Source organism: Enterobacter sp. GER_MD16_1505_Eko_090, assembly GCF_003331015.1.
GTDB classification, from domain to species: domain Bacteria; phylum Pseudomonadota; class Gammaproteobacteria; order Enterobacterales; family Enterobacteriaceae; genus Enterobacter; species Enterobacter roggenkampii.
Genome location: NZ_PUQF01000011.1, coordinates 56,648 through 77,792, shown reverse-complemented (window position 1 = coordinate 77,792; position 21,145 = coordinate 56,648). Strand labels below are relative to the sequence as shown.

Sequence of the window (21,145 nt, the reverse complement as noted above, 5' to 3'; positions counted from 1 at the left end):
TTAACTGCCGACATAATAAAAAAAGGCTGGATAAACATCCAGCCTGATTTGTCATTATCGTAACCTGCCTCGCGCCAGATTGAGCCGCGACTCGCTCATTTGCATCGCGTTCTGGCTGACGTGGCAGTGGGTAATCGCGATAGCCAGCGCATCCGCGGCATCGGCCTGCGGGTTCGCAGGGAGCTTGAGCAAGGTCCGCACCATGTGCTGCACCTGGCTTTTCTCCGCGCTACCAATCCCCACCACCGTCTGCTTGACCTGTCTTGCCGCGTATTCGAATACCGGCAAATCCTGGTTCACCGCCGCCACAATGGCCACCCCCCGCGCCTGACCGAGCTTTAACGCCGAATCGGCGTTTTTCGCCATAAAGACCTGCTCGATGGCGAAATAATCTGGCTGAAACTGGGTGATGATCTCCGTTACGCCTGCATAGATAAGCTTCAGGCGTGACGGCAGATCGTCCACTTTGGTGCGAATACAGCCACTGCCCAGGTAGGTTAACTGGCGTCCCACCTGACGGATAACGCCATAACCGGTGACGCGTGAGCCTGGGTCAATCCCGAGAATAATCGACATCACGCGTCTCCTGTAACGGGTTTACACGCTCTCATCAGAGAGTCGCTGCAACCTCATCAGAGATTTCACCGTTGTGATACACTTCCTGCACGTCGTCGCAGTCTTCGAGCATGTCGATCAGACGCAGCAGTTTTGGTGCCGTTTCTGCATCCATGTCCGCTTTGGTGGACGGGATCATGGAGACTTCAGCGTTGTCCGCTTTCAGGCCCGCCGCTTCCAGCGCATCGCGCACGGCACCCATCTCTTCCCAGGCGGTATAAACGTCGATAGCGCCGTCGTCGAAGGTCACTACGTCTTCCGCACCGGCTTCCAGCGCCGCTTCCATGATCGCATCTTCGTCGCCTTTCTCGAAGGAGATGACGCCTTTTTTGCTGAACAGGTAAGCAACAGAACCGTCAGTGCCCAGGTTGCCACCGGTTTTGGTGAACGCGTGGCGCACTTCCGCAACGGTACGGTTACGGTTGTCGGACAGGCACTCAACCATCACCGCCGTACCGCCAGGACCGTAACCTTCATAAATGATGGTTTCCATGTTCGCGTCTTCATCACCGCCCACGCCACGTGCGATAGCACGGTTCAGGGTGTCACGCGTCATGTTGTTAGACAGCGCTTTATCCACCGCCGCGCGCAGACGTGGGTTAGAGGCCGGATCGCCGCCGCCCAGACGCGCTGCGGTTACCAGCTCGCGAATGATTTTGGTAAAGATCTTACCGCGCTTGGCATCCTGTGCCGCTTTGCGGTGTTTGGTGTTGGCCCACTTACTATGACCTGCCATAAAAATATCCTCAAAGAGCGCGCCTTTTCAGGCAGCGTTAATTACAAATTCTTCAATCGCCTGCCGGTTGCTCCACGACTTGGTCAGTGCGGCGGCATCCGCCGCATTCACCCAGCGGTAGGTCAGGTGTTCCGTGAACACGATCTCCCGTTCATGGGGGAGCGCGAGACAGAACCACGATTCCGTATTGCGCTCGGTACCCGGCGCGTAGCGATGACGTAAATGGCTAAAAATTTCGAACTCCACCGTGCGCTGACAGTCCTTCAGGGTCAGTTGCTCGCGGGCAACGTCAATGGCGACCTCTTCCTTTACTTCACGCGCGGCGGCCTGCGGCGCGGTTTCCCCCTCTTCCAGACTGCCGGTAACCGACTGCCAGAATTCAGGGTCATCGCGCCGCTGCAACATCAGCACCCGCTTCGTGTCTTCTGCATAAATGACCACCAGGACCGAAACGGGGAGCTTATATGTCATATCAGTTTTTCTCTTCCTTCTTCACCACCTCAATGCCCAGCTCAGCCAGTGCGGCCGGGTTGGCAAAGCTTGGCGCTTCGGTCATCAGACACGCTGCAGCAGTGGTTTTCGGGAAAGCGATAACATCACGGATGTTATCGGTGCCGGTCAGCAGCATGGTCAGACGGTCAAGACCGAAGGCCAGACCCGCGTGCGGAGGCGTACCGTATTTCAGCGCGTCCAGCAGGAAGCCGAATTTCTCGCGCTGCTCCTGCTCGTTGATGCCCAGGATGCCGAACACGGTCTGCTGCATTTCACCGCTGTGAATACGCACGGAACCACCGCCCACTTCGTAGCCGTTGATGACCATATCGTAGGCGTTGGCGACGGCCTCTTCCGGTGCCGCTTTCAGCTCGGCAGCCGTCATGTCTTTTGGCGAGGTGAACGGGTGGTGCATCGCGGTCAGGCCGCCTTCACCGTCGTCTTCAAACATTGGGAAGTCGATAACCCACAGCGGCGCCCATTTGCTCTCGTCGGTCAGGTTCAGGTCTTTGCCGAGCTTCAGACGCAGCGCGCCCATCGCATCCGCAACGACTTTCTTGTTATCTGCTCCGAAGAAGATCATGTCGCCGTCCTGCGCGCCGGTGCGCTCCAGGATCGCTTCCACGATGTCCGCGTTCAGGAATTTCGCAACCGGGCTGGTGATACCTTCCAGACCTTTCGCACGCTCGGTCACTTTAATATAGGCCAGACCTTTCGCGCCGTAGATCTTGATGAAGTTGCCGTAGTCGTCGATCTGCTTACGGCTCAGAGCCGCTCCGCCCGGTACACGCAGCGCGGCCACGCGGCCTTTGGCGTCGTTAGCCGGACCCGCGAAGACCGCGAACTCCACGTTTTTAACCAGATCAGCTACGTCCACCAGCTCCATCGGGTTACGCAGGTCTGGTTTGTCAGAGCCATAGCGACGCTCGGCTTCCGCGAAGGTCATGATTGGGAAATCGCCCAGCTCAACGCCTTTCACGTCATTCCACAGGCTACGTACCAGGGCTTCCATCACTTCACGCACCTGCTCGGCGGTCATGAAGGAGGTTTCCACATCGATCTGGGTAAATTCAGGCTGGCGGTCAGCACGCAGGTCTTCGTCGCGGAAGCATTTCACGATCTGATAGTAGCGATCGAAGCCGGACATCATCAGCAGCTGTTTGAACAGCTGTGGAGACTGTGGCAGCGCGTAGAATTTGCCTTTATGGACGCGGGATGGCACCAGGTAATCGCGCGCGCCTTCCGGCGTGGCTTTGGTCAACATCGGGGTTTCGATATCGAGGAAACCCTGGTCATCCATAAAGCGACGCACCAGGCTGGTGATTTTCGCACGGGTTTTCAGGCGCTGAGCCATCTCCGGACGACGCAGATCCAGATAGCGGTATTTCAGACGCGCTTCTTCAGTGTTGACGTGGTTGGAGTCCAGCGGCAGCGCTTCAGCACGGTTGATGATCGTCAGATCGGACGCCAGCACTTCAATGGCACCCGTCGCCATGTCGGCGTTAACGTTTTTCTCGTCACGCGCACGCACGGTGCCGGTGACCTGAATGCAGAACTCATTACGCAGCTCAGAGGCCAGCTTCAACGCATCTGCGCGATCCGGATCGAAGAACACCTGAACGATACCTTCGCGGTCGCGCATATCGATGAAGATAAGGCTACCAAGATCACGACGACGATTGACCCAACCACACAGGGTGACCTGCTGTCCGACGTGGGACTGACGCAGCTGCCCGCAATATTCTGTACGCATGAGATATCCCTTAATTAGCCGCAGGCTAAATGTCGCCTGGTATGCAGGCTACTATGTCGCAGCTTTCTGTATGTCACAACTGGATGAAAAAAGGCGGCTATTATACTGGAAATTCCGCCGGACGATAAGAGCGAACCACGGCCAGGCGGTCGTTTGCTGCACTCTTATTGCGAATTCTCACAAAAATTAACAAAATTATGCGACCAATAACAGGCCATCGCGTCGTATGGTGTGTGGAAGTGATTCATTTAACGGGAGTAACGATGTTAACCCTTGATGCCAGCAAAACCGCGCTTGTTGTGATTGATTTACAGGAAGGCATTTTGCCCTTCGCCGGTGGCCCGCATACCGCGGACGATGTGGTCAGCCGCGCCGCCCGCCTGGCGGAAAAATGCCGTGCCAGCGGTGCCCCGGTTGTCATGGTGCGCGTCGGCTGGTCTGCGGATTACGCCGAAGCGTTAAAACAGCCCGTTGATGCGCAGGCTCCCGCCCGCGCCCTGCCGGAAAACTGGTGGACGTACCCGGTATCGCTCGGCAAACGCGACGGCGACATCGAAGTGACCAAACGTCAGTGGGGCGCCTTCTACGGGACCGATCTCGAGCTGCAGCTCCGCCGTCGCGGCATTGACACGATCATCCTGTGCGGTATTTCCACCAACATCGGCGTGGAGTCGACTGCCCGCAACGCGTGGGAACTGGGCTTTAATCTGGTGATTGCCGAAGATGCGTGTAGCGCGGCCTCGGCGGAACAGCACCAGGGCAGCATGACGCACATCTTCCCGCGCATCGGTCGCGTGCGCAGCACGGACGAGATCCTCAGCGCGTTATGATGTATGTGGGCCTGCCCCAGTGGTCGCACCCGAAATGGGTTCGTCTGGGCATCACCAGCCTTGAGGAGTATGCCCGACACTTCAACTGCGTCGAGGGTAACACCACCCTGTATGCACTCCCCAAAGCGGAGATTGTTGCGCGCTGGCGGGAGCAAACAACCGACGACTTCCGCTTCTGCTTCAAGTTTCCGGCGACCATTTCTCACCAGGCCGCGCTGCGAAACTGCGGTGAGTTGACCGACGAATTCTTTGGCCGGATGGCGCCTCTGGCAAACCGCATCGGCCAGTACTGGCTGCAGCTTCCGGCCACGTTTGCTCCGCGCGACCTGCCTGCGCTCTGGCAGTTCCTGGATGCCCTGCCCCGGGAATTTACCTACGGCGTGGAGGTTCGACACCAGGACTTCTTTGCGAAAGGCGAAGCGGAAAAAGCGCTCAACCGCGGCCTGCTTGAGCGTTCCGTTAACCGTGTGATCCTCGATAGCCGTCCGGTGCACAGCGCGATACCGCATAACGAGGCCATCGCTGAAGCTCAGCGTAAAAAACCGAAAGTGCCGGTCCACGCCATCGTGACCGCGAAGAACCCAATGGTCAGGTTTATCGGCAGCGATAACATGCCGCAAAACCAGGCAATGTTCGCCGTCTGGCTGGAAAAACTGGCCTCGTGGGAACACACCACCACGCCGTATCTCTTTTTGCACACGCCGGATATTGCCCAGGCCCCTGAACTGGTCGATGCTCTGTGGCAGGCCTTGCAGATTGCGGTGCCGTCCGTGGGCAGCGCCCCTTCCATCCCACAACAATCTTCTCTTTTCTGATATCACCCCCTATCATAGGGAAGTGCCATCTGCCAAAAACAGGGAGTTTGTATGGTCAGCGCGCTGTATGCGGTGTTAGGTGCATTACTGCTGATTAAATTTTCATTTGATGTTGTGCGCCTCAGAACGCTCTACCGCGTCTCCTACGGTGACGGCGGATTTTCCGAGCTGCAAAGCGCTATCCGCATTCACGGCAATGCGGTCGAATACATCCCCGCGGCCTTAATCCTGCTGCTGTTTATGGAGATGAATGGCGCAGAAACCTGGATGGTGCACATCTGTGGCCTGCTGCTTATCGCTGGCCGCCTGATGCACTATTACGGTTTTCACCACCGCTTAATCCGCTGGCGTCGTTCCGGCATGAGTGCGACCTGGTGTTCGCTTTTGCTGATGGTGCTGGCTAACCTGTGGTATATGCCGTGGGAGTTGGTTTTCTCCCTCCATTAGCGCACAATACGCCACTTTATTTTTCCCGGATTTTTACGTTATGTCAGATCGCGACACGCTTTTTTCCGCGCCTATCGCCAGCCTGGGCGACTGGACCTTCGATGAACGGGTAGCCGAAGTCTTCCCGGATATGATCCAGCGCTCTGTTCCCGGTTATTCCAATATTATCTCTATGATCGGCATGCTGGCTGAGCGCTTCGTTCAACCCGGCACGCAGGTCTATGACCTGGGCTGCTCGCTCGGCGCGGCAACGCTGTCGGTACGTCGTAACGTTCATCACGAAGGCTGCCGAATCATTGCCGTGGATAACTCTCCGGCCATGGTGGAACGCTGCCGCCGCCATATTGACGCCTACAAAGCCCCTGTTCCGGTTGACGTGGTGGAAGGCGATATCCGTGAGATTGAGATCCAAAACGCCTCGATGGTGGTGCTGAATTTCACCCTGCAGTTCCTGGTGCCGGAAGACCGCCAGCTGCTGCTGGACAAAATCTATCAGGGGCTGAATCCTGGCGGCGCGCTGGTGCTCTCGGAGAAATTCAGCTTTGAAGATGCCGAGGTTGGCGAGCTGCTGTTCAATATGCACCACGATTTCAAACGGGCGAACGGCTACAGCGAGCTGGAGATCAGCCAGAAGCGCAGCATGCTCGAAAACGTGATGCTGACGGACTCCGTAGAAACCCACAAGACGCGCCTGCGTCAGGCCGGATTTGAGCATAGCGAACTGTGGTTCCAGTGCTTCAACTTTGGGTCTCTGGTGGCGCTGAAAGCGGGGAAACCCGCATGATCGCGTTCAGCAACTTCTATCAGCTGATTGCCAAAAATCACCTCTCCCACTGGCTGGAGACGCTGCCTGCGCAGATTGCCGCCTGGCAGCGGGATCAGCAGCACGGCCTGTTAAAGCAGTGGTCAAATGCGGTGGAGTTTCTGCCGGAACTGACCCCGCATCGTCTGGATCTCCTGCACAGCGTCACCGCAGAGAGTGAAGAACCGCTTCCGCCAGGGCAGATCAACCGTATCGAAACGCTGATGCGCAACCTGATGCCGTGGCGTAAAGGGCCGTTCTCGCTGTACGGCGTGAACATCAATACCGAATGGCGCTCAGACTGGAAATGGGATCGCGTTCTGCCGCACCTTTCCGACCTGACCGGGCGCACCATTCTGGACGTGGGCTGCGGTAGCGGCTATCACATGTGGCGCATGATTGGCGCAGGCGCGCATCTGGTGGTTGGTATCGACCCGATGCAGCTGTTCCTGTGTCAGTTTGAAGCGGTACGTAAGCTGCTGGGTAACGACCAGCGCGCGCACCTGCTGCCGCTGGGTATTGAGCAGCTGCCCGCACTGAAAGCCTTTGATACCGTGTTCTCCATGGGCGTGTTGTATCACCGCCGTTCCCCACTGGAGCACCTGTGGCAACTGAAAGATCAGCTGGTCAGCGGCGGCGAGCTGGTGCTGGAAACGCTGGTGATCGAAGGCGATGAACATGCCGTTCTGGTACCGGGCGATCGCTACGCGCAGATGCGCAACGTTTACTTCATCCCTTCCGCGCTGGCGCTGAAGAACTGGCTCGAGAAGTGCGGATTTGTGGATGTGCGAATTGCCGATGTCAGCGTGACCTCTATCGAAGAGCAGCGCCGGACCGAGTGGATGATCACCGAATCGCTGGAGCAGTTCCTCGACCCGGCCGATCACAGCAAAACCATTGAAGGCTATCCGGCCCCGATGCGAGCGGTGTTGATTGCGACGAAGCCGTAGCCTGTTAGCCGGGTGGCGGCTGCGCCTTACCCGGCCTACTCCCGATTTTCCAGGTCCGGTAAGCGAAGCGCTACCGGGCGCAGGCGAAAAAAAGGCCCCTGTTGAAATTGCAGGGGCCTGGTACAAGCAAGCATCATATTGGGCGACATGATGCGCGGTAAAAATCGGTACGTTGCTACACGTGATGGCGCTCAATCAGCGACTTCATTTCCGCAACCGACTCTCCCTCGACACCGTAGCGTGAATACTCATCCGCTTCAGCATCCGTCGACATTGACAATCCTGTATTGCGATAACGCATGGGTGACGGCATCCATTTGCCTGCCGAGCTGTGCAGCTCTTCTACCCCGGCGTTTAAAAACCGTTCCAGATTGCTGGCACGGACTCCCGCACCCGCCATTATTATTGGAACACCGGAATGTGCTTTTAGTTCCGTAATTAATTGCAGTCCTTTTTCAGCGGACGGCTGTTGACCCGATGTCAGAATGCGCGCCACGCCAAGTTCTCCAAGCGTTTCAAAGGCCTGAAGCGGATCTTTACACATATCAAATGCGCGATGAAAAGTGACGGCGAGCCCCTGCGCGGCGCTCATGACCTGACGCATGCGCGGGAGGTCGATATTGCCGTCTTCATCCAGCAGGCCGGTGACCAGCCCGGGGAACCCCAGGTCGCGCACGAGGGCGATATCATCAAGCATGGCACCGAACTCGCCCGCCGTGTAACAAAAATCACCGCCGCGCGGACGAATAATCGGGTGAACGGGAATCGTGACGGCCTGACGGGCAGCCTTCAGCACCCCGTAAGAAGGCGTCAGCCCGCCCTCTTTGGGTGCCGCACACAGTTCAATACGGTCAGCCCCGTAATTTTGCGCGGTGACGGCACACTCCACGCTGTAACAGCAAATCTCCAGCAGCGCCATGTAATCCTCCTTAAATTCCACCAAACGCACCATCATGACATGCCGTCTGTTTTCAGTCCCGGCGGGAACTCACATCTCTTGCGACTCACTGGCAACGATCTGCTCAATGGTCCAGGGATGAAACTTCACCGTGACCTGCCCGTCCGTGACGGCCAGCGTCGGGTTGGGTAACCGCTCGCGTTCGCCTTTGGGCGAACTGGTCTTCACAAAAATCCCCGGCTGGCTTAAGCCTTCGTCAGCTAACAGGGCCAGCGCGCGCGCGTTTAATGTCTCCGGCTCACCCGGCAGGACAATTTCAATGTGCTCCCACCCTTCGTGCGGATAGCGCTTCTCGCCCGGCCACGGCAGTTCAACCACGGTGAATTGCCAGTGGGCCACGCTCACCGGCTCGCGCAGCCTGAACAGGCAGATGGGGCGACCGTTGATGATATTCTCGGACAGTAACTCGCCGCACTGTTCGAACCCGCGACGCCAGCGTTCTGCGGTGGCATTCTGATGGCAGCGCAAAGAGATGTGATCGGCCTCGAGCGGCGTAATATCCAGGCCGAGACGGGTGGCAAGTTCTGTGAACGCCTGGGTGAAGCGCGGTAAATCTGCGGAAATATCATGCAGTTCGTCAATGGATTGCCAGTTCGCCATAAGTCACTCTCTTTTCGGGTCGCAAAGCCGCTAATTTACTCTGTTGCTCTGTTTTGACCAACCGCAGAATCCGGCTTTTTACGACTGCATGTTTATGCACACCTTCTTAGCCTGGATTCTGAGCAATCTTCAGGCCCCGCGATGCTGACGGCAGAAGGCATTTGCAGTATACTCCCGCCCTAAATTCTCTAACTGGCGCGGGTGGTTGTGAGCCCGCATCAAAAAAGTAAGGTATCCAGGTGAATATTCAGGCTCTTCTCTCCGAAAAAGTCAGTCAGGCACTGATTGCCGCAGGTGCGCCTGCGGATTGCGAACCGCAGGTTCGTCAGTCAGCAAAAGTACAGTTTGGCGACTATCAGGCTAATGGCGTGATGGCAGTGGCTAAAAAACTGGGTATGCCGCCGCGACAGCTCGCTGAGCAGGTACTGACGCATCTGGATCTCGCCGGCATTGCCAGCAAAACCGAAATCGCCGGCCCGGGCTTTATCAACATCTTCCTTGAGCCTGCCTTCCTGGCAAGCCACGTTGACGCGGCGCTGAAATCCGATCGTCTGGGTGTTTCCCAGCCGGAAGCGCAGACCGTCGTGATCGACTACTCTGCCCCGAACGTGGCGAAAGAGATGCACGTTGGCCACCTGCGCTCCACCATCATCGGTGATGCCGCGGTGCGTACGCTCGAGTTCCTCGGTCACAAGGTGATCCGCGCGAATCACGTGGGCGACTGGGGTACCCAGTTCGGGATGCTGATTGCTTACCTGGAAAAACAGCAGCAGGAAAACGCAGGCGAAATGGCGCTGGCGGACCTGGAAGGGTTCTATCGCGAAGCCAAAAAGCACTATGACGAAGACGAAGCCTTTGCCGAGCGCGCGCGCAGCTACGTGGTAAAACTGCAGGGCGGCGATCAATACTTCCTCGAGATGTGGCGCAAGCTGGTTGACATCACCATGTCGCAGAACCAGCTTACCTATAACCGTCTGAACGTCACCCTGACCCGTGATGACGTGATGGGTGAAAGCCTGTACAACCCAATGCTGCCCGGCATCGTGGCGGACCTGAAAGCGAAAAACCTGGCGGTGGAGAGCGAAGGCGCAACGGTGGTGTTCCTTGATGAGTACAAAAACAAGGAAGGCGAACCGATGGGCGTGATCATCCAGAAAAAGGATGGCGGCTATCTCTACACCACGACCGACATTGCCTGCGCGAAATACCGTTACGAAACGCTGCACGCCGACCGCGTGCTGTACTACATCGACTCCCGTCAGCACCAGCACCTGATGCAGGCGTGGACCATCGTGCGTAAAGCCGGGTACGTACCGGACAGCGTTCCGCTGGAACACCACATGTTCGGCATGATGCTGGGTAAAGACGGCAAGCCGTTCAAAACCCGTGCGGGCGGGACCGTGAAGCTCTCCGACCTGCTGGACGAAGCGCTGGAACGCGCCCGCCGTCTGGTGGCCGAGAAGAATCCGGACATGCCGGCCGACGAGCTGGAAAAACTGGCGAACGCCGTGGGTATCGGCGCGGTGAAATACGCGGATCTCTCCAAGAACCGTACCACCGACTACATCTTCGACTGGGATAACATGCTGGCGTTTGAAGGCAACACGGCGCCGTACATGCAGTACGCTTACACCCGCGTGCTGTCGGTCTTCCGCAAAGCCAATATCGACGAAAGCGTGCTGGCGAATGCCACCGTGACCATCACGGAAGATCGTGAAGCGCAGCTGGCGGCGCGTCTGCTGCAGTTCGAAGAGACGCTGACCGTGGTCGCGCGTGACGGCACGCCGCACGTGATGTGTGCTTACCTGTACGATCTGGCGGGTCTGTTCTCCGGCTTCTACGAGCACTGCCCTATTCTCTCTGCGGAGAATGAATCGGTCCGCAACAGCCGCCTGAAGCTGGCGCAGCTGACGGCGAAGACCCTGAAGCTGGGTCTGGATACTCTGGGTATCGAAACCGTAGAACGTATGTAATACAAAAAACCCGGCAATCGCCGGGTTTTGTTTTTTTGCAGTCCTGACAATTCAACCGTCAGCGGTAGTTCACGATGACAGAATTACTCTGCACCTTCAGCGCCGGGATTAAACGTCCCCCTCCCGGCACTTCCCAGATGAAACGCAAAGGTTCAATAGCCGGCACGCCGTTGAACGCCTGCGTTGTTCCATTTTCGCCGTCGATTTCCGTGCAGCGCGTCTGAGAGCAGAGGCGCACCCGCAGGCCCGCTGGCGTTGGGCCAATCAGCCGGTAGTTCCAGACCACCAGACCCATCAGACCGGAAACCTCTTCAGCAGGCGCCAGCGGGTTAGATGACATGGCAACACCGCGGTTGCTGAGGGTCACCCCTATGCTGCTCGCCTGCCAGGTGCCTCCCCCGGCAGCCTGCGCCGCCAGCGGGAAGAACAGCAGCCAAAGCCATTTACGCATTATTTTCCTCCAATCGTCGCGGTCATGCGGATATGACGGTTATCCGACAGCTCCAGATTCGACAGCACGACCAGCTGGCTCAGGCTGCGGCGCAGGAAGCGGGACAGCAGCGGACGCAGCGCGTGGTTCACCAGCAGCACCGGCGGCGCGCCGAGCATCTCCTGACGCGCCAGCGCCTCCTGGGTTTGCGCCAGCAGGCGATCCGCCAGGCCCGGCTCCAGGCCGCCTCCGCCCTGCAGAGCCTGCAGCAGCAGACGCTCAAGCGGCGTATCGAGGCCAATAACCTGCACCTCTCCGGTTCCCGGGAACCACTGCTGGGTGATCGCCCGGCCCAGCGCCACGCGCACCACCGCCGTCAGCTCGTGAGGATCGCTTTGTATCGGCGCGTGTTCGGCAAGGGTTTCCAGAATGGTGCGCATATCGCGAATCGGCACCTTCTCGTCGAGCAGGTTTTGCAGCACCTTGTGCAGCGTGGTTAAGGTCAGCACGCCCGGAACCAGATCTTCCGTCAGCTTCGGCATCTCCTGCGTGACGCGGTCCAGAAGCTGCTGCGCTTCCTGACGGCCAAACAGCTCCGCCGAGAATTGCCCAATCAGGTGGTTAAGGTGGGTTGCCACCACGGTACTGGCTTCAACAACCGTGTAACCCTGGATCTGCGCCTGCTCTTTCAGCGCGCTTTCAATCCAGATCGCGGCCAGACCAAAGGCCGGATCGATGGTTTGCTCGCCCGGCAGCGTGCCTGCGGCGGTGCCGGGGTTAATCGCCAGCCAGCGGCCCGGATAGGCATCACCGCTGCCAATTTCAACGCCTTTCATCAGGATGCGATAGCGCGCGGGCGGCAGGTCCATATTGTCGCGGATGTGTACCACCGGCGGCAGGAAGCCCATGTCCTGGGCGAATTTTTTACGGATACTGCGGATACGGCCGAGCAGCTCGCCGTCCTGCTGGAAATCGACCATCGGGATCAGGCGATACCCGACTTCCATTCCCAGAGAATCCTCCAGCTGAACGTCGTTCCAGGTCGCTTCGACGGCCTGATTATTCTCCGGCATTTTGACCGGAACAGGTTCCGCTGCCGGTTTGGTTTCACGGCCACGCATCCACCAGGCAAGGCCCAGCAGCGCCGCCGTAAACAGCAGGAAGACGAGGTTTGGCATACCCGGCACCAGGCCGAGCAACCCGAGCACCGCCGCGGCCAGCAGCATCACGCGCGGGTTACTGAACAGCTGTCCCACCATCTGCTCGCCAACGTCCTGATCGGTGCTCACGCGGGTCACGATGACACCCGCCGCAGTGGAGATCACTAGCGCCGGGATCTGCGCGACCAGACCGTCACCGATGGTCAGCAGCGTATAGCTTTCCGCCGCGTGGCCCATGTCCATCCCGTGCTGCAATACGCCCACCAGCAGGCCGCCGACCACGTTAATCACCATGATCAGAATGCCCGCGATGGCGTCACCACGCACAAACTTACTCGCACCGTCCATGGAGCCGTAGAAGTCCGCCTCCTGCGTCACTTCCGCACGGCGCTTTTTGGCTTCATCTTCGGCGATTAGCCCGGCGTTCAGGTCGGCGTCGATCGCCATCTGCTTGCCCGGCATCCCGTCCAGCACAAAGCGCGCGCCCACTTCCGCAATACGCCCTGCACCCTTGGTGATGACCATAAAGTTGATGATTACGAGGATGACGAACACCACGATACCGATAGCGAAATTACCGCCCACCAGGAAGTGGCCGAACGCTTCCACCACCTTACCTGCCGCTGCCGCCCCGGTGTGGCCTTCCATCAGGATGATACGCGTGGACGCCACGTTCAGCGCCAGTCGCAGCAGGGTGGTAAACAGCAGAATGGTCGGGAACGCGGCGAACTCCAGGGTACGCTGGGTGAACATCGCCACCAGCAGCACCATAATGGACAGCGCGATATTGAAAGTAAAAAGCAGGTCGAGGATGAACGCCGGGAGCGGCAGTACCATCATCGACAGAATTAGCAGGATCAGAATCGGCCCGGCCAGGATCTGCCATTGGGTCGATTTCAGGTTGCCGGGCAGGCGCAACATTGCCACCAGATTAGCCATCAGTGTCCTTCTCGTTCATAAAATCCAGCGCGGCAGGCACCGGAAGGTTCTCAGGTTTCACAGGCCGTTGACCGCCGGCCAGACGCCAGCGCTTCAACTGCCATACCCAGGCCAGCACTTCCGCCACGGCGGCGTAAAGTTGTCCCGGGATCTGTTGTCCAATATCCGCATGGCGGTACAGGGCACGCGCCAGCGGAGGGGCTTCGAGGATCGGCACGCGGTGTTCGGTGCCAATTTCACGGATACGCAGCGCGATCAGCCCCGCCCCTTTCGCCACCACTTTCGGCGCGCTCATTTTGTTTTCGTCATAGCGCAGCGCAACGGAATAGTGTGTCGGGTTGGTAACGATGACGTCGGCCTTTGGCACATCGTCCATCATGCGGCGACGGGCGGCGGCACGTTGCATCTGGCGGATGCGCCCCTTCACGTGCGGGTCACCTTCCATCTGCTTATATTCGTCACGGATATCCTGACGCGACATCCGCAGCTTCTTGAAGTGGGTATAGAGCTGGAAGATCACGTCAAAACCCACCATCGGGATAATGCTGAGCACCACCAGCAGCGCGCAGAGCCCGACCAGATTCAGCGCGTTGCTCATCGCGGTGAGCGGCGATTCGCTGATAAGACGCATCATTTCCGGCCAGTGGTACCAGAGGTAAAACCCCGCGGAGCTGCCCATCAGCACCGATTTGAGAATGGCTTTGAGCAGCTCGGCCCCGGTCTGGGCAGAGAACATTTTCGCAATACCCGGCAGCGGGTTGAGTTTGGAAAATTTCGGCTGCAGCGATTTGGCACTAAAAACCAGACCGCCGAGCATCACCGGCGAGACCAGCGCGACCAGCACAACCCCGGTGATCAGGGGCAGCAGCGCAACCATGGCCCCTTTAATCAGCTGAATAATCTGGCTGAGGATCAGATTCGGATCGTTGACCATACTGTGGTCAAAACGTAAGCCGGTTGACAGCATGCCCGCCAGCTTGCGGGCGAGCGACTCCCCGCCCCACCAGATAATGCACACGCCTACGATAAGGATCAGCAGGGAGGTCAATTCTCGGGATCGGGGGATTTGCCCTTCCTCACGCGCCTTTTCTAGTCGGTGGGGTGTGGGGGCTTCCGTTTTGTCGTCGTTCTCTTCTGCCACTGTGCACGCTCAGCCCATTACGTCACGGGTATCATGCCAGCGCAGCGGAAATCCAATGGCGGGAAAAGCCCGTTTATTCGGGCTCTTTTCGGTGATTTTGTCGCAAACCGCCTCAGGGGGCATCCCTCCCCTGAGGCGGAATGGACCATCAGAAGCCGAGGCTGTCCAGCAGGTCGTCCACCTGATCCTGGCTTGCCACCACGCCCGCCTTGCTGGCGTCGAGCTGTGGACCATTGAGCAGGCTTTCGTTCTCGCGTTTTGGACGGGCTGCCGGTTCCGGGATGTTCTCCAGCAGCACCATCAGCAGCTGGCGCTCAATCTCCTGGATCACATCCATCATGCGCTTGATCACCTGACCGGTCAGGTCCTGGAAATCCTGCGCCATCATGATGTCCAGCAGTTGGGCATTGGTGAAGCTGGTGTGACCCGGCACATCCCCCAGGAACTGACGGGTATCGGTCACCAGCTCGCGGGCATCAGCCAGCTCGATAGGGTTCTCAAACCACTCGTCCCAGCGTTTGGTCAGCGCTTTCGCACCCTTTTCCATCGCATCCTGGTGCGGCTGCGACGCTTCCACGCTGTTCAGCGCACGTTCCGCGGCCTGAGCGGTCATCTGCACGACGTAGTCCAGACGATCGCGTGCATCAGGAATCGCTTCCGCCGCTTCGGCAATTGCCTGATCCAGACCCAGCTCACGCAGGCTGTCACGCAACATGCGCGTCAGGCTGCCGATGCGGACGATAATGTCGCTCGGCGAGTGTTCTTCAACGGGTTTCATAGCAGGTTGCATCATAACCAACACCTCACATGCCGAGTTTCTCGAAGATCTTACCGAGCTTCTCTTCCAGGGTCGCCGCCGTGAATGGCTTCACCACGTAGCCGCTTGCGCCCGCCTGTGCAGCGGCAATGATGTTCTCTTTTTTCGCTTCTGCCGTGACCATCAGCACCGGCATGGACGCCATTCCCGCATCAGCACGAATGGTTTTCAGCAGTTCCAGACCGTCCATGTTTGGCATGTTCCAGTCGGAGATCACAAAACCAAACCCGCCCGCCTGCAGCTTGTTCAGCGCATCCACGCCGTCTTCTGCTTCTTCAACGTTATTGAAGCCCAGCTCTTTCAGCAGGTTGCGCACAATGCGACGCATGGTGGAAAAGTCATCCACAACCAAAAACTTAAGCTCTTTATCCGCCATAAAATAATACTCCTGAGTCAAATACGTATTGCCTGTCCGGCACTGATTTTCGCCAGCATCTGCTGGCTTACCTGGCTAAGATCGACCACTTCGCTCACGCCACCCATATTGATGGCCTCGCGCGGCATGCCGAACACCACACAACTTGCTTCATTCTGCGCAATCGTCCAGGCGCCAGCCTGGTGCATTGCAAGCATTCCGGCGGCCCCGTCGTTGCCCATCCCCGTCAGGATCACCCCCACGGCGTTGCGCCCCGCATGTTTCGCCACCGAATGAAACAGCACATCCACCGACGGACGGTGCCGGTTGACCGGCGGTCCGTCATGAATTTTGATTTGATAGTTAGCGCCGCTGCGCGCCAGTTCCATATGCTTGTCGCCCGGCGCGATATAGGCATGTCCCGGGAGCACGCGCTCGCCGTCTTCCGCCTCTTTCACGCTGATCTGGCACAGCTTGTTCAGGCGTTCGGCGAACGAACGGGTAAAGCCTGGCGGCATATGCTGCGTGATCAGAATACCCGGACTTGAGAGCGGCAATGGCTGGAGTACATGACGAATTGCCTCTGTTCCTCCGGTTGACGCCCCAATGACCAGCAGTTTTTCCGAGCTGAGTAAGGGACCGGCCTTAAGGGTCGCAGGCGCGGCCATCGGCGTGTGGGCGGCAAGCTTCGCCCGCGACGCGGTGCGGATCTTCTCGGCGATCATCTCGCTGTACGCCAGCATCCCCTCGCGAATGCCGAGCTGCGGCTTGGTGACAAAGTCCACCGCTCCCAGCTCCAGCGCGCGCAGGGTGATTTCCGATCCTTTCCCGGTCAGGGAGGAGACCATCACCACCGGCATGGGCCGCAGCCGCATTAATTTTTCGAGGAAATCTATGCCATCCATGCGCGGCATCTCGACATCCAGCGTTAGCACGTCGGGGTTATATTTTTTAATTAAATCCCGCGCTACCAGCGGATCGGGGGCGGTTGCCACCATCTCCATGTCGCTGTGGCTATTGATAATTTCAGTCATGATCTGACGCATCAGCGCTGAATCATCGACGGACAATACCCTGATTTTACTCATGCTTTTTCCTTACTCAGCGCATATACCGTTTGCCCACGCAGGCTAAACTCACGCACGAGGTTGCTGAAGTTTTCCGAGTGCCCGGCAAACAGTAAACCGTCAGGCTTGAGCAACGGAACAAACCGACGCAAAATGTCCTGTTGCGTCGTTTTATCAAAATAGATCATGACGTTACGGCAAAAAATGGCGTCGAACGGCCCCGGCACGTTGTACTGCTTATCCAGCAGGTTAACGGGCGCGAATTCGACGCAGTTCGCCAGCTCCTGGCGTACGCGTACCAGGCCTTCATGCGGGCCCGTGCCGCGCATGAAATAACGCTGCAGCTGCTGCGGCGACAGCGTTTTCAGTTCATCCTGGCGATAAACACCGTTACGCGCCTTCTCCAGCACTTCGGTATCGATATCGCTGGCGTAGACCTTCCAGCGTCCCGGCGCCATCCCCAGCGTATCGGCAAGGGTGATCGCCAGCGAGTACGGCTCTTCACCCGTCGAGGCGGCCGCACTCCAGACGCGATACTCCCCGGTGCGCCGGCGCGCATGCTCGGCCAGGACCGGGAAGTGGTGGGCCTCCCGGAAAAATGCCGTCAGGTTGGTGGTTAACGAGTTAATAAAAGCCTGCCACTCTGCGCTGTTCTGGTTCGCCTCGAGCATGCTCAGATAGCGGCCAAAATCATCCAGCCCCAGCGTACGCAAGCGCCGCACCAGACGGTTGTAGACCATGTCCCGCTTATGATCCGCAAGCACGATCCCCGCACGCTGGTAGATTAACTGACATATCCGACGAAAATGCGCGTCGGACAGCGCGAGGCGCTGTGTCATCTGCAACAATAATGACGTTTGCCCAGGGGGCATTGGTGATGTCATAGCGCCTTCTTAATTACATTCAGGATACAACTGGCACGGCCTGCGACCGCCCGACTTCTGTTACTGCTTCAACGTGCTCTTTCACATTAAATACCGCGACCAGCCCGGTCAGACGATCCGCCTGGCTGGCCAGCTGATCGGTTGCCGCTGCCGCTTCCTCAACTAACGAGGCGTTCTGTTGCGTCACCTGATCCATCTGGGTGACCGCCTGAGCAACCTGCTCAATCCCGCGACGCTGTTCATCCGACGCCGAGGCAATCTCGCCCATGATGTCGTTCACCCGCGTCACCGAGGTGACGATTTCGTGCATGGTTTGTGCCGCCGTATCCACCAGGGCAGAGCCTTGCTGAACCCGTGACACCGATTCTTCAATCAGCACCTTAATTTCTTTCGCCGCGTTGGCGCTGCGGCTCGCCAGGTTACGCACTTCACCCGCTACCACCGCAAACCCGCGCCCCTGCTCCCCGGCACGCGCCGCTTCAACGGCAGCATTCAGCGCCAGTATGTTGGTCTGGAACGCGATACCGTCAATCACGCTAATGATGTCACCAATTTTCTGTGAACTGGTGGCGATCTCCTGCATGGTGCTGGCGACGTGGGACGCCTGGTCGCCGCCCTTCTTCGCCGTCATCGCCGCCTGTTTTGACAGGTCAGATGCCTGACGCGCGTTATCGGCGTTCTGGCTAACCGTCGCCGTCAGCTGCTCCATGCTGGCTGCCGTCTGCGCCAGCGAGGCCGCCTGCTGCTCGGTGCGGGATGAGAGATCGTTGTTACCTGCCGCAATCTCTGAGATCCCGGTGTGCATGGCATAACTGCCCTGACGCACGTCGGATACCGTTTCCCTCAGCGATCCCTGCATCGCCTTCAGGCTGGCAAAGATTGCCGAAATTTCGTTTTTGCCGAACACCGCCACCGGACGCGCCAGGTCGCCTTTCGCAATGCTGTCGAAGTGGCTGCTGATAATCGCCAGCGGCTGCACAATCATTTTGCGTGACCAGAGCAGCGCGGCGCCGGTCAGCAAGCCCGCCAGAATCACCATCACGCCGAAGATGACCCCCGACATGTGATAGCTGGTGCGGCTTGCTTCACCGGCGCGCAGAACAGACTGATTGATATCCTGCTGCCATGCGTCAAAGCTGCCGTCAAACGCCGCCTGCGAGGCCTGAACCGGCGCGGTCATAAAGTCCGACAGCTGGTTGTTCTCAAGCCACGTCGCCTGATGGTCGAGATCGCTGTACCACTGTTCAAAATGGGTCTTCATGGCGGCCTTCAGCGCTTTCTCTTTCTCGCTGCCGGTGGCCTGTGCCGCAAAGGTCTTAAACTGTGCGTCAGCCTGTTTCAGGCTGTCGCGTGCGGTGGCCATCAGCGCCTTAATGTCATCCGGCGGATAACTTAGCGCGGTTAAGGTTCCCGCCTTGTTCAGCGCAGTGCTTGCCTGCAACAGCACGGCACGGGTTTGTGCCAGTGCGGAGCGCTGCTGATTACTCGCCTCAACGTCCTGCAAATTCTGATAGCCATCGCGAAACGCCCAAAAAGACAACCCGTTACTGCCAACCTGCAACACACCGCAAAGGATCAGAATCAAAAACAGTGTGGTCGAGATACGAATACGATTTAACATCCACGCTCCCATCAAGCGGCAAGCAGCCGCGGTTTAATTGTCAGTCAAAATGTTTCCCAGTTTTCATCTTGTCCGGTCGCCGCGGTACGCGTACGGTTTGCAGCCGTTTCAGCGGCTGGCGCGCGGTACGTCGCCTGCGGGGTGACCGTGTTTCCAGCGAGTGAAGCGAGACGAAACGCCGAGACGGCCATCTTCAGACGGCTCGCCTGGTCTTCCAGCGCAGCGGCCGCCGCAGCGGACTCCTGCACCAGGGCGGCGTTTTGCTGTGTCACGCGATCCATTTCCGATACCGCCAGGGCAACCTGGTCGATACCACGACTCTGCTCATCAGACGCAGAGGCGATTTCACCCATGATGTCCGTCACGCGGGTGACGGCATTCACGATGTCATTCATGGTCTCCCCGGCGCTTTCCACCAGCACGGAGCCGGTATCGACGCGGGAGACGGAATCTTCAATCAGCGATTTGATCTCTTTTGCCGCGTTGGCGCTGCGGCTGGCCAGGTTGCGCACTTCCCCGGCCACCACGGCAAATCCGCGTCCCTGTTCGCCCGCGCGCGCCGCTTCCACGGCGGCGTTCAGCGCCAGAATGTTGGTCTGGAAGGCAATGCCGTCGATAACGCTGATGATGTCGGCGATTTTCTTCGAGCTCTCGGCGATGTCGTGCATGGTTTTCACTACGCCATCCACCACGCGGCCGCCGCGCTGCGCCGTCTCGGAGGCGCTTTCCGCCAGCTGAGACGCCTGGCGGGCGTTATCGGCGTTCTGCTTCACGGTCGCGGTGAGCTGCTCCATGCTGGCCGCCGTCTCTTCCAGGGCGGACGCCTGCTGTTCAGTGCGCGATGAGAGGTCGTTATTGCCCATCGCAATTTCGCTGGTGCCGGTATAGATGGCATCCGTGCCGCTACGCACGTTGGCGACGGTATCGATAAGCGAACGCTGCATATGGTCAACGCTGGTTGCCAGCTCGGTGATCTCATTGCGCCCGGACACGGTCAGCGTTTTGGTCAGGTCACCGCCGGCAATGTCACGAATATGGGCGATGACGCGACCGAGAGGGTTCAGCAGGATATGGCGAATGCCGTACCAGACCGCGATCAGCACAATGACCAGCGCCAGCGCCAGCACCGCCATCTGCCATTTCGCAAAGCGGTAGTCATTCTGGCTTTCAGCAAACGCGGAGTGATACAGATCGCCACTGACCTTTGCATATTCCCCCAGCGCCGCGCCGAGGGCGTTTTGCATCCCCTGCGTCGGCTGCGCGAAATAGGCGTCCATGTTGCCGCTCTCCAGGAACTGAATCAGCTCTGCCAGACCGGCATGGTAGGCGTTGTATTTTTCGTCGATATTCTGGCTCACCTGCTCCATCGCAGGCTGCGGGGTGATTTTCTTAAAGGCCTCGTAATGCTTTGCGGCATCCGCAAGTGTCGCCCGGGCATTTTTCAGCAGATCGGTTTTCGCGCTGCTCTGCTGATTGTTGGGATCCATCATCATGCGCGCGGACGAGCGGCTCAGGTTGATACGCGTTTGCAGCATCAGATCCCACGTTGAGGTGAGTTCACTCTGCTGCAGGCGGAGATCGTTCGAGGCCGCAAAGCTGTCCTGGTTCTGTTTTAATGACGAGAAAAAAAGCCCGCCGGAGATAAGCTGAAGTAGTGCGAAAATGACCAGCACCATCATAAGCATTGTGACAACGCGGATACGGTTCAACATACAACACCTTCTCATAGATTTATTAACGGTGTTATCGGCACAGCCAAC

Annotated in this window: 21 protein-coding genes; 6 read left to right on the top strand and 15 right to left on the bottom strand. The window is 58.3% G+C overall.

Features of this window, described 5'->3' with window-relative positions; genetic code table 11:
• Nucleotides 1-54 precede the first annotated feature (54 nt).
• The 4 genes from ruvC to aspS are packed head-to-tail and all read right to left on the bottom strand — an operon-like array spanning nt 55 to nt 3,596.
• Nucleotides 55-576, bottom strand: a complete 522-nt coding sequence (gene ruvC, locus C6A40_RS13925) for a crossover junction endodeoxyribonuclease RuvC (protein WP_014832404.1) — start codon at nt 574-576, stop codon at nt 55-57.
• A 34-nt stretch (nt 577-610) separates the two neighbouring features.
• A complete protein-coding gene (locus C6A40_RS13920; RefSeq protein ID WP_008500447.1) occupies nt 611-1,351 on the bottom strand; it encodes a YebC/PmpR family DNA-binding transcriptional regulator in 741 nt (246 codons plus the stop codon).
• 27 nt (nt 1,352-1,378) lie between these two features.
• The gene (nudB, locus tag C6A40_RS13915) at nt 1,379-1,822 is read right to left on the bottom strand and encodes a dihydroneopterin triphosphate diphosphatase (RefSeq protein ID WP_008500446.1); all 444 of its coding nucleotides are present in this window, start codon (nt 1,820-1,822) and stop codon (nt 1,379-1,381) included.
• A gap of 1 nt (nt 1,823) precedes the next feature.
• Nucleotides 1,824-3,596 (bottom strand): aspartate--tRNA ligase, encoded by a 1,773-nt coding sequence (gene aspS / locus C6A40_RS13910; protein WP_045335038.1) that lies wholly within the window; start codon nt 3,594-3,596, stop codon nt 1,824-1,826.
• Nucleotides 3,597-3,859: 263 nt separating this feature from the next.
• Here aspS and C6A40_RS13900 point away from each other — a divergent pair, with 263 nt between their 5' ends.
• The 5 genes from C6A40_RS13900 to cmoB are packed head-to-tail and all read left to right on the top strand — an operon-like array spanning nt 3,860 to nt 7,440.
• On the top strand, nt 3,860-4,426 hold the full coding sequence (locus C6A40_RS13900) for a hydrolase (protein WP_045335041.1): 567 nt from the start codon (nt 3,860-3,862) through the stop codon (nt 4,424-4,426).
• Entirely contained in the window at nt 4,423-5,241 is an 819-nt protein-coding gene (locus tag C6A40_RS13895; RefSeq protein ID WP_045335044.1) for a DUF72 domain-containing protein, read from the top strand. The genes C6A40_RS13900 and C6A40_RS13895 overlap by 4 nt, the downstream gene beginning before the upstream one ends.
• 51 nt (nt 5,242-5,292) lie before the next feature.
• Complete coding sequence (locus C6A40_RS13890) at nt 5,293-5,688, top strand: MAPEG family protein (protein ID WP_021240443.1); 396 nt, start codon at nt 5,293-5,295, stop codon at nt 5,686-5,688.
• Nucleotides 5,689-5,728: 40 nt separating this feature from the next.
• Nucleotides 5,729-6,472 carry a carboxy-S-adenosyl-L-methionine synthase CmoA gene (gene cmoA, locus C6A40_RS13885; protein WP_008500441.1) on the top strand — a complete coding sequence of 248 codons (744 nt, stop codon included), beginning with the start codon at nt 5,729-5,731 and terminating at the stop codon, nt 6,470-6,472.
• Nucleotides 6,469-7,440 (top strand): tRNA 5-methoxyuridine(34)/uridine 5-oxyacetic acid(34) synthase CmoB, encoded by a 972-nt coding sequence (cmoB, locus tag C6A40_RS13880; RefSeq protein ID WP_032652494.1) that lies wholly within the window; start codon nt 6,469-6,471, stop codon nt 7,438-7,440. Before cmoA ends, cmoB begins: the two co-directional genes overlap by 4 nt.
• A 175-nt stretch (nt 7,441-7,615) precedes the next feature.
• Here cmoB and cutC read toward each other — a convergent pair whose 3' ends face one another.
• The gene (gene cutC, locus C6A40_RS13875) at nt 7,616-8,359 is read right to left on the bottom strand and encodes a copper homeostasis protein CutC (RefSeq protein ID WP_023344430.1); all 744 of its coding nucleotides are present in this window, start codon (nt 8,357-8,359) and stop codon (nt 7,616-7,618) included.
• 69 nt (nt 8,360-8,428) lie between these two features.
• Nucleotides 8,429-8,998 (bottom strand): VOC family protein, encoded by a 570-nt coding sequence (locus C6A40_RS13870; RefSeq protein ID WP_045335046.1) that lies wholly within the window; start codon nt 8,996-8,998, stop codon nt 8,429-8,431.
• 239 nt (nt 8,999-9,237) lie between these two features.
• On the opposite strand from C6A40_RS13870, the gene argS reads away from it, so the two are divergent.
• On the top strand, nt 9,238-10,971 hold the full coding sequence (argS, locus tag C6A40_RS13860; RefSeq protein WP_008500436.1) for an arginine--tRNA ligase: 1,734 nt from the start codon (nt 9,238-9,240) through the stop codon (nt 10,969-10,971).
• 58 nt (nt 10,972-11,029) lie between these two features.
• Here argS and flhE read toward each other — a convergent pair whose 3' ends face one another.
• The 9 genes from flhE to tar form a co-directional block, all read right to left on the bottom strand.
• Complete coding sequence (flhE, locus tag C6A40_RS13855) at nt 11,030-11,422, bottom strand: flagellar protein FlhE (RefSeq protein ID WP_008500435.1); 393 nt, start codon at nt 11,420-11,422, stop codon at nt 11,030-11,032.
• Nucleotides 11,422-13,500, bottom strand: coding sequence for a flagellar biosynthesis protein FlhA (flhA, locus tag C6A40_RS13850; RefSeq protein ID WP_008500434.1), 2,079 nt, complete (start codon nt 13,498-13,500; stop codon nt 11,422-11,424). The genes flhE and flhA overlap by 1 nt, the downstream gene beginning before the upstream one ends.
• Nucleotides 13,493-14,641 (bottom strand): flagellar biosynthesis protein FlhB, encoded by a 1,149-nt coding sequence (flhB, locus tag C6A40_RS13845; RefSeq protein ID WP_021240449.1) that lies wholly within the window; start codon nt 14,639-14,641, stop codon nt 13,493-13,495. The genes flhA and flhB overlap by 8 nt, the downstream gene beginning before the upstream one ends.
• Before the next feature lie 148 nt (nt 14,642-14,789).
• Nucleotides 14,790-15,434: a protein phosphatase CheZ gene (cheZ, locus tag C6A40_RS13840; protein ID WP_008500432.1), complete on the bottom strand. Its 645-nt coding sequence runs from the start codon at nt 15,432-15,434 to the stop codon at nt 14,790-14,792.
• 10 nt (nt 15,435-15,444) lie between these two features.
• The gene (gene cheY, locus C6A40_RS13835) at nt 15,445-15,834 is read right to left on the bottom strand and encodes a chemotaxis response regulator CheY (protein ID WP_008500431.1); all 390 of its coding nucleotides are present in this window, start codon (nt 15,832-15,834) and stop codon (nt 15,445-15,447) included.
• A gap of 17 nt (nt 15,835-15,851) precedes the next feature.
• On the bottom strand, nt 15,852-16,901 hold the full coding sequence (locus C6A40_RS13830; protein WP_008500430.1) for a protein-glutamate methylesterase/protein-glutamine glutaminase: 1,050 nt from the start codon (nt 16,899-16,901) through the stop codon (nt 15,852-15,854).
• The gene (gene cheR / locus C6A40_RS13825) at nt 16,898-17,764 is read right to left on the bottom strand and encodes a protein-glutamate O-methyltransferase CheR (RefSeq protein WP_008500429.1); all 867 of its coding nucleotides are present in this window, start codon (nt 17,762-17,764) and stop codon (nt 16,898-16,900) included. The genes C6A40_RS13830 and cheR overlap by 4 nt, the downstream gene beginning before the upstream one ends.
• 19 nt (nt 17,765-17,783) lie before the next feature.
• A complete protein-coding gene (gene tap, locus C6A40_RS13820) occupies nt 17,784-19,385 on the bottom strand; it encodes a methyl-accepting chemotaxis protein IV (RefSeq protein WP_032663276.1) in 1,602 nt (533 codons plus the stop codon).
• Nucleotides 19,386-19,429: 44 nt separating this feature from the next.
• Nucleotides 19,430-21,097, bottom strand: coding sequence for a methyl-accepting chemotaxis protein II (gene tar / locus C6A40_RS13815; RefSeq protein ID WP_045335048.1), 1,668 nt, complete (start codon nt 21,095-21,097; stop codon nt 19,430-19,432).
• Nucleotides 21,098-21,145 lie beyond the last annotated feature (48 nt).

Bases quoted from the DNA above. Each gene is read 5' to 3' on its own strand.
- tap (WP_032663276.1), bottom strand. From the start codon at position 19,385: ATGTTAAATCGTATTCGTATCTCGACCACACTGTTTTTGATTCTGATC.
- cmoB (WP_032652494.1), top strand. From the start codon at position 6,469: ATGATCGCGTTCAGCAACTTCTATCAGCTGATTGCCAAAAATCACCTC.
- C6A40_RS13920 (WP_008500447.1), bottom strand. From the start codon at position 1,351: ATGGCAGGTCATAGTAAGTGGGCCAACACCAAACACCGCAAAGCGGCA.
- flhE (WP_008500435.1), bottom strand. From the start codon at position 11,422: ATGCGTAAATGGCTTTGGCTGCTGTTCTTCCCGCTGGCGGCGCAGGCT.
- C6A40_RS13890 (WP_021240443.1), top strand. From the start codon at position 5,293: ATGGTCAGCGCGCTGTATGCGGTGTTAGGTGCATTACTGCTGATTAAA.
- cheZ (WP_008500432.1), bottom strand. From the start codon at position 15,434: ATGATGCAACCTGCTATGAAACCCGTTGAAGAACACTCGCCGAGCGAC.
- cheR (WP_008500429.1), bottom strand. From the start codon at position 17,764: ATGACATCACCAATGCCCCCTGGGCAAACGTCATTATTGTTGCAGATG.
- ruvC (WP_014832404.1), bottom strand. From the start codon at position 576: ATGTCGATTATTCTCGGGATTGACCCAGGCTCACGCGTCACCGGTTAT.
- cmoA (WP_008500441.1), top strand. From the start codon at position 5,729: ATGTCAGATCGCGACACGCTTTTTTCCGCGCCTATCGCCAGCCTGGGC.
- C6A40_RS13870 (WP_045335046.1), bottom strand. From the start codon at position 8,998: ATGGCGAACTGGCAATCCATTGACGAACTGCATGATATTTCCGCAGAT.
- cutC (WP_023344430.1), bottom strand. From the start codon at position 8,359: ATGGCGCTGCTGGAGATTTGCTGTTACAGCGTGGAGTGTGCCGTCACC.
- aspS (WP_045335038.1), bottom strand. From the start codon at position 3,596: ATGCGTACAGAATATTGCGGGCAGCTGCGTCAGTCCCACGTCGGACAG.
- flhA (WP_008500434.1), bottom strand. From the start codon at position 13,500: ATGGCTAATCTGGTGGCAATGTTGCGCCTGCCCGGCAACCTGAAATCG.
- C6A40_RS13900 (WP_045335041.1), top strand. From the start codon at position 3,860: ATGTTAACCCTTGATGCCAGCAAAACCGCGCTTGTTGTGATTGATTTA.
- nudB (WP_008500446.1), bottom strand. From the start codon at position 1,822: ATGACATATAAGCTCCCCGTTTCGGTCCTGGTGGTCATTTATGCAGAA.
- tar (WP_045335048.1), bottom strand. From the start codon at position 21,097: ATGTTGAACCGTATCCGCGTTGTCACAATGCTTATGATGGTGCTGGTC.
- C6A40_RS13830 (WP_008500430.1), bottom strand. From the start codon at position 16,901: ATGAGTAAAATCAGGGTATTGTCCGTCGATGATTCAGCGCTGATGCGT.
- C6A40_RS13895 (WP_045335044.1), top strand. From the start codon at position 4,423: ATGATGTATGTGGGCCTGCCCCAGTGGTCGCACCCGAAATGGGTTCGT.
- cheY (WP_008500431.1), bottom strand. From the start codon at position 15,834: ATGGCGGATAAAGAGCTTAAGTTTTTGGTTGTGGATGACTTTTCCACC.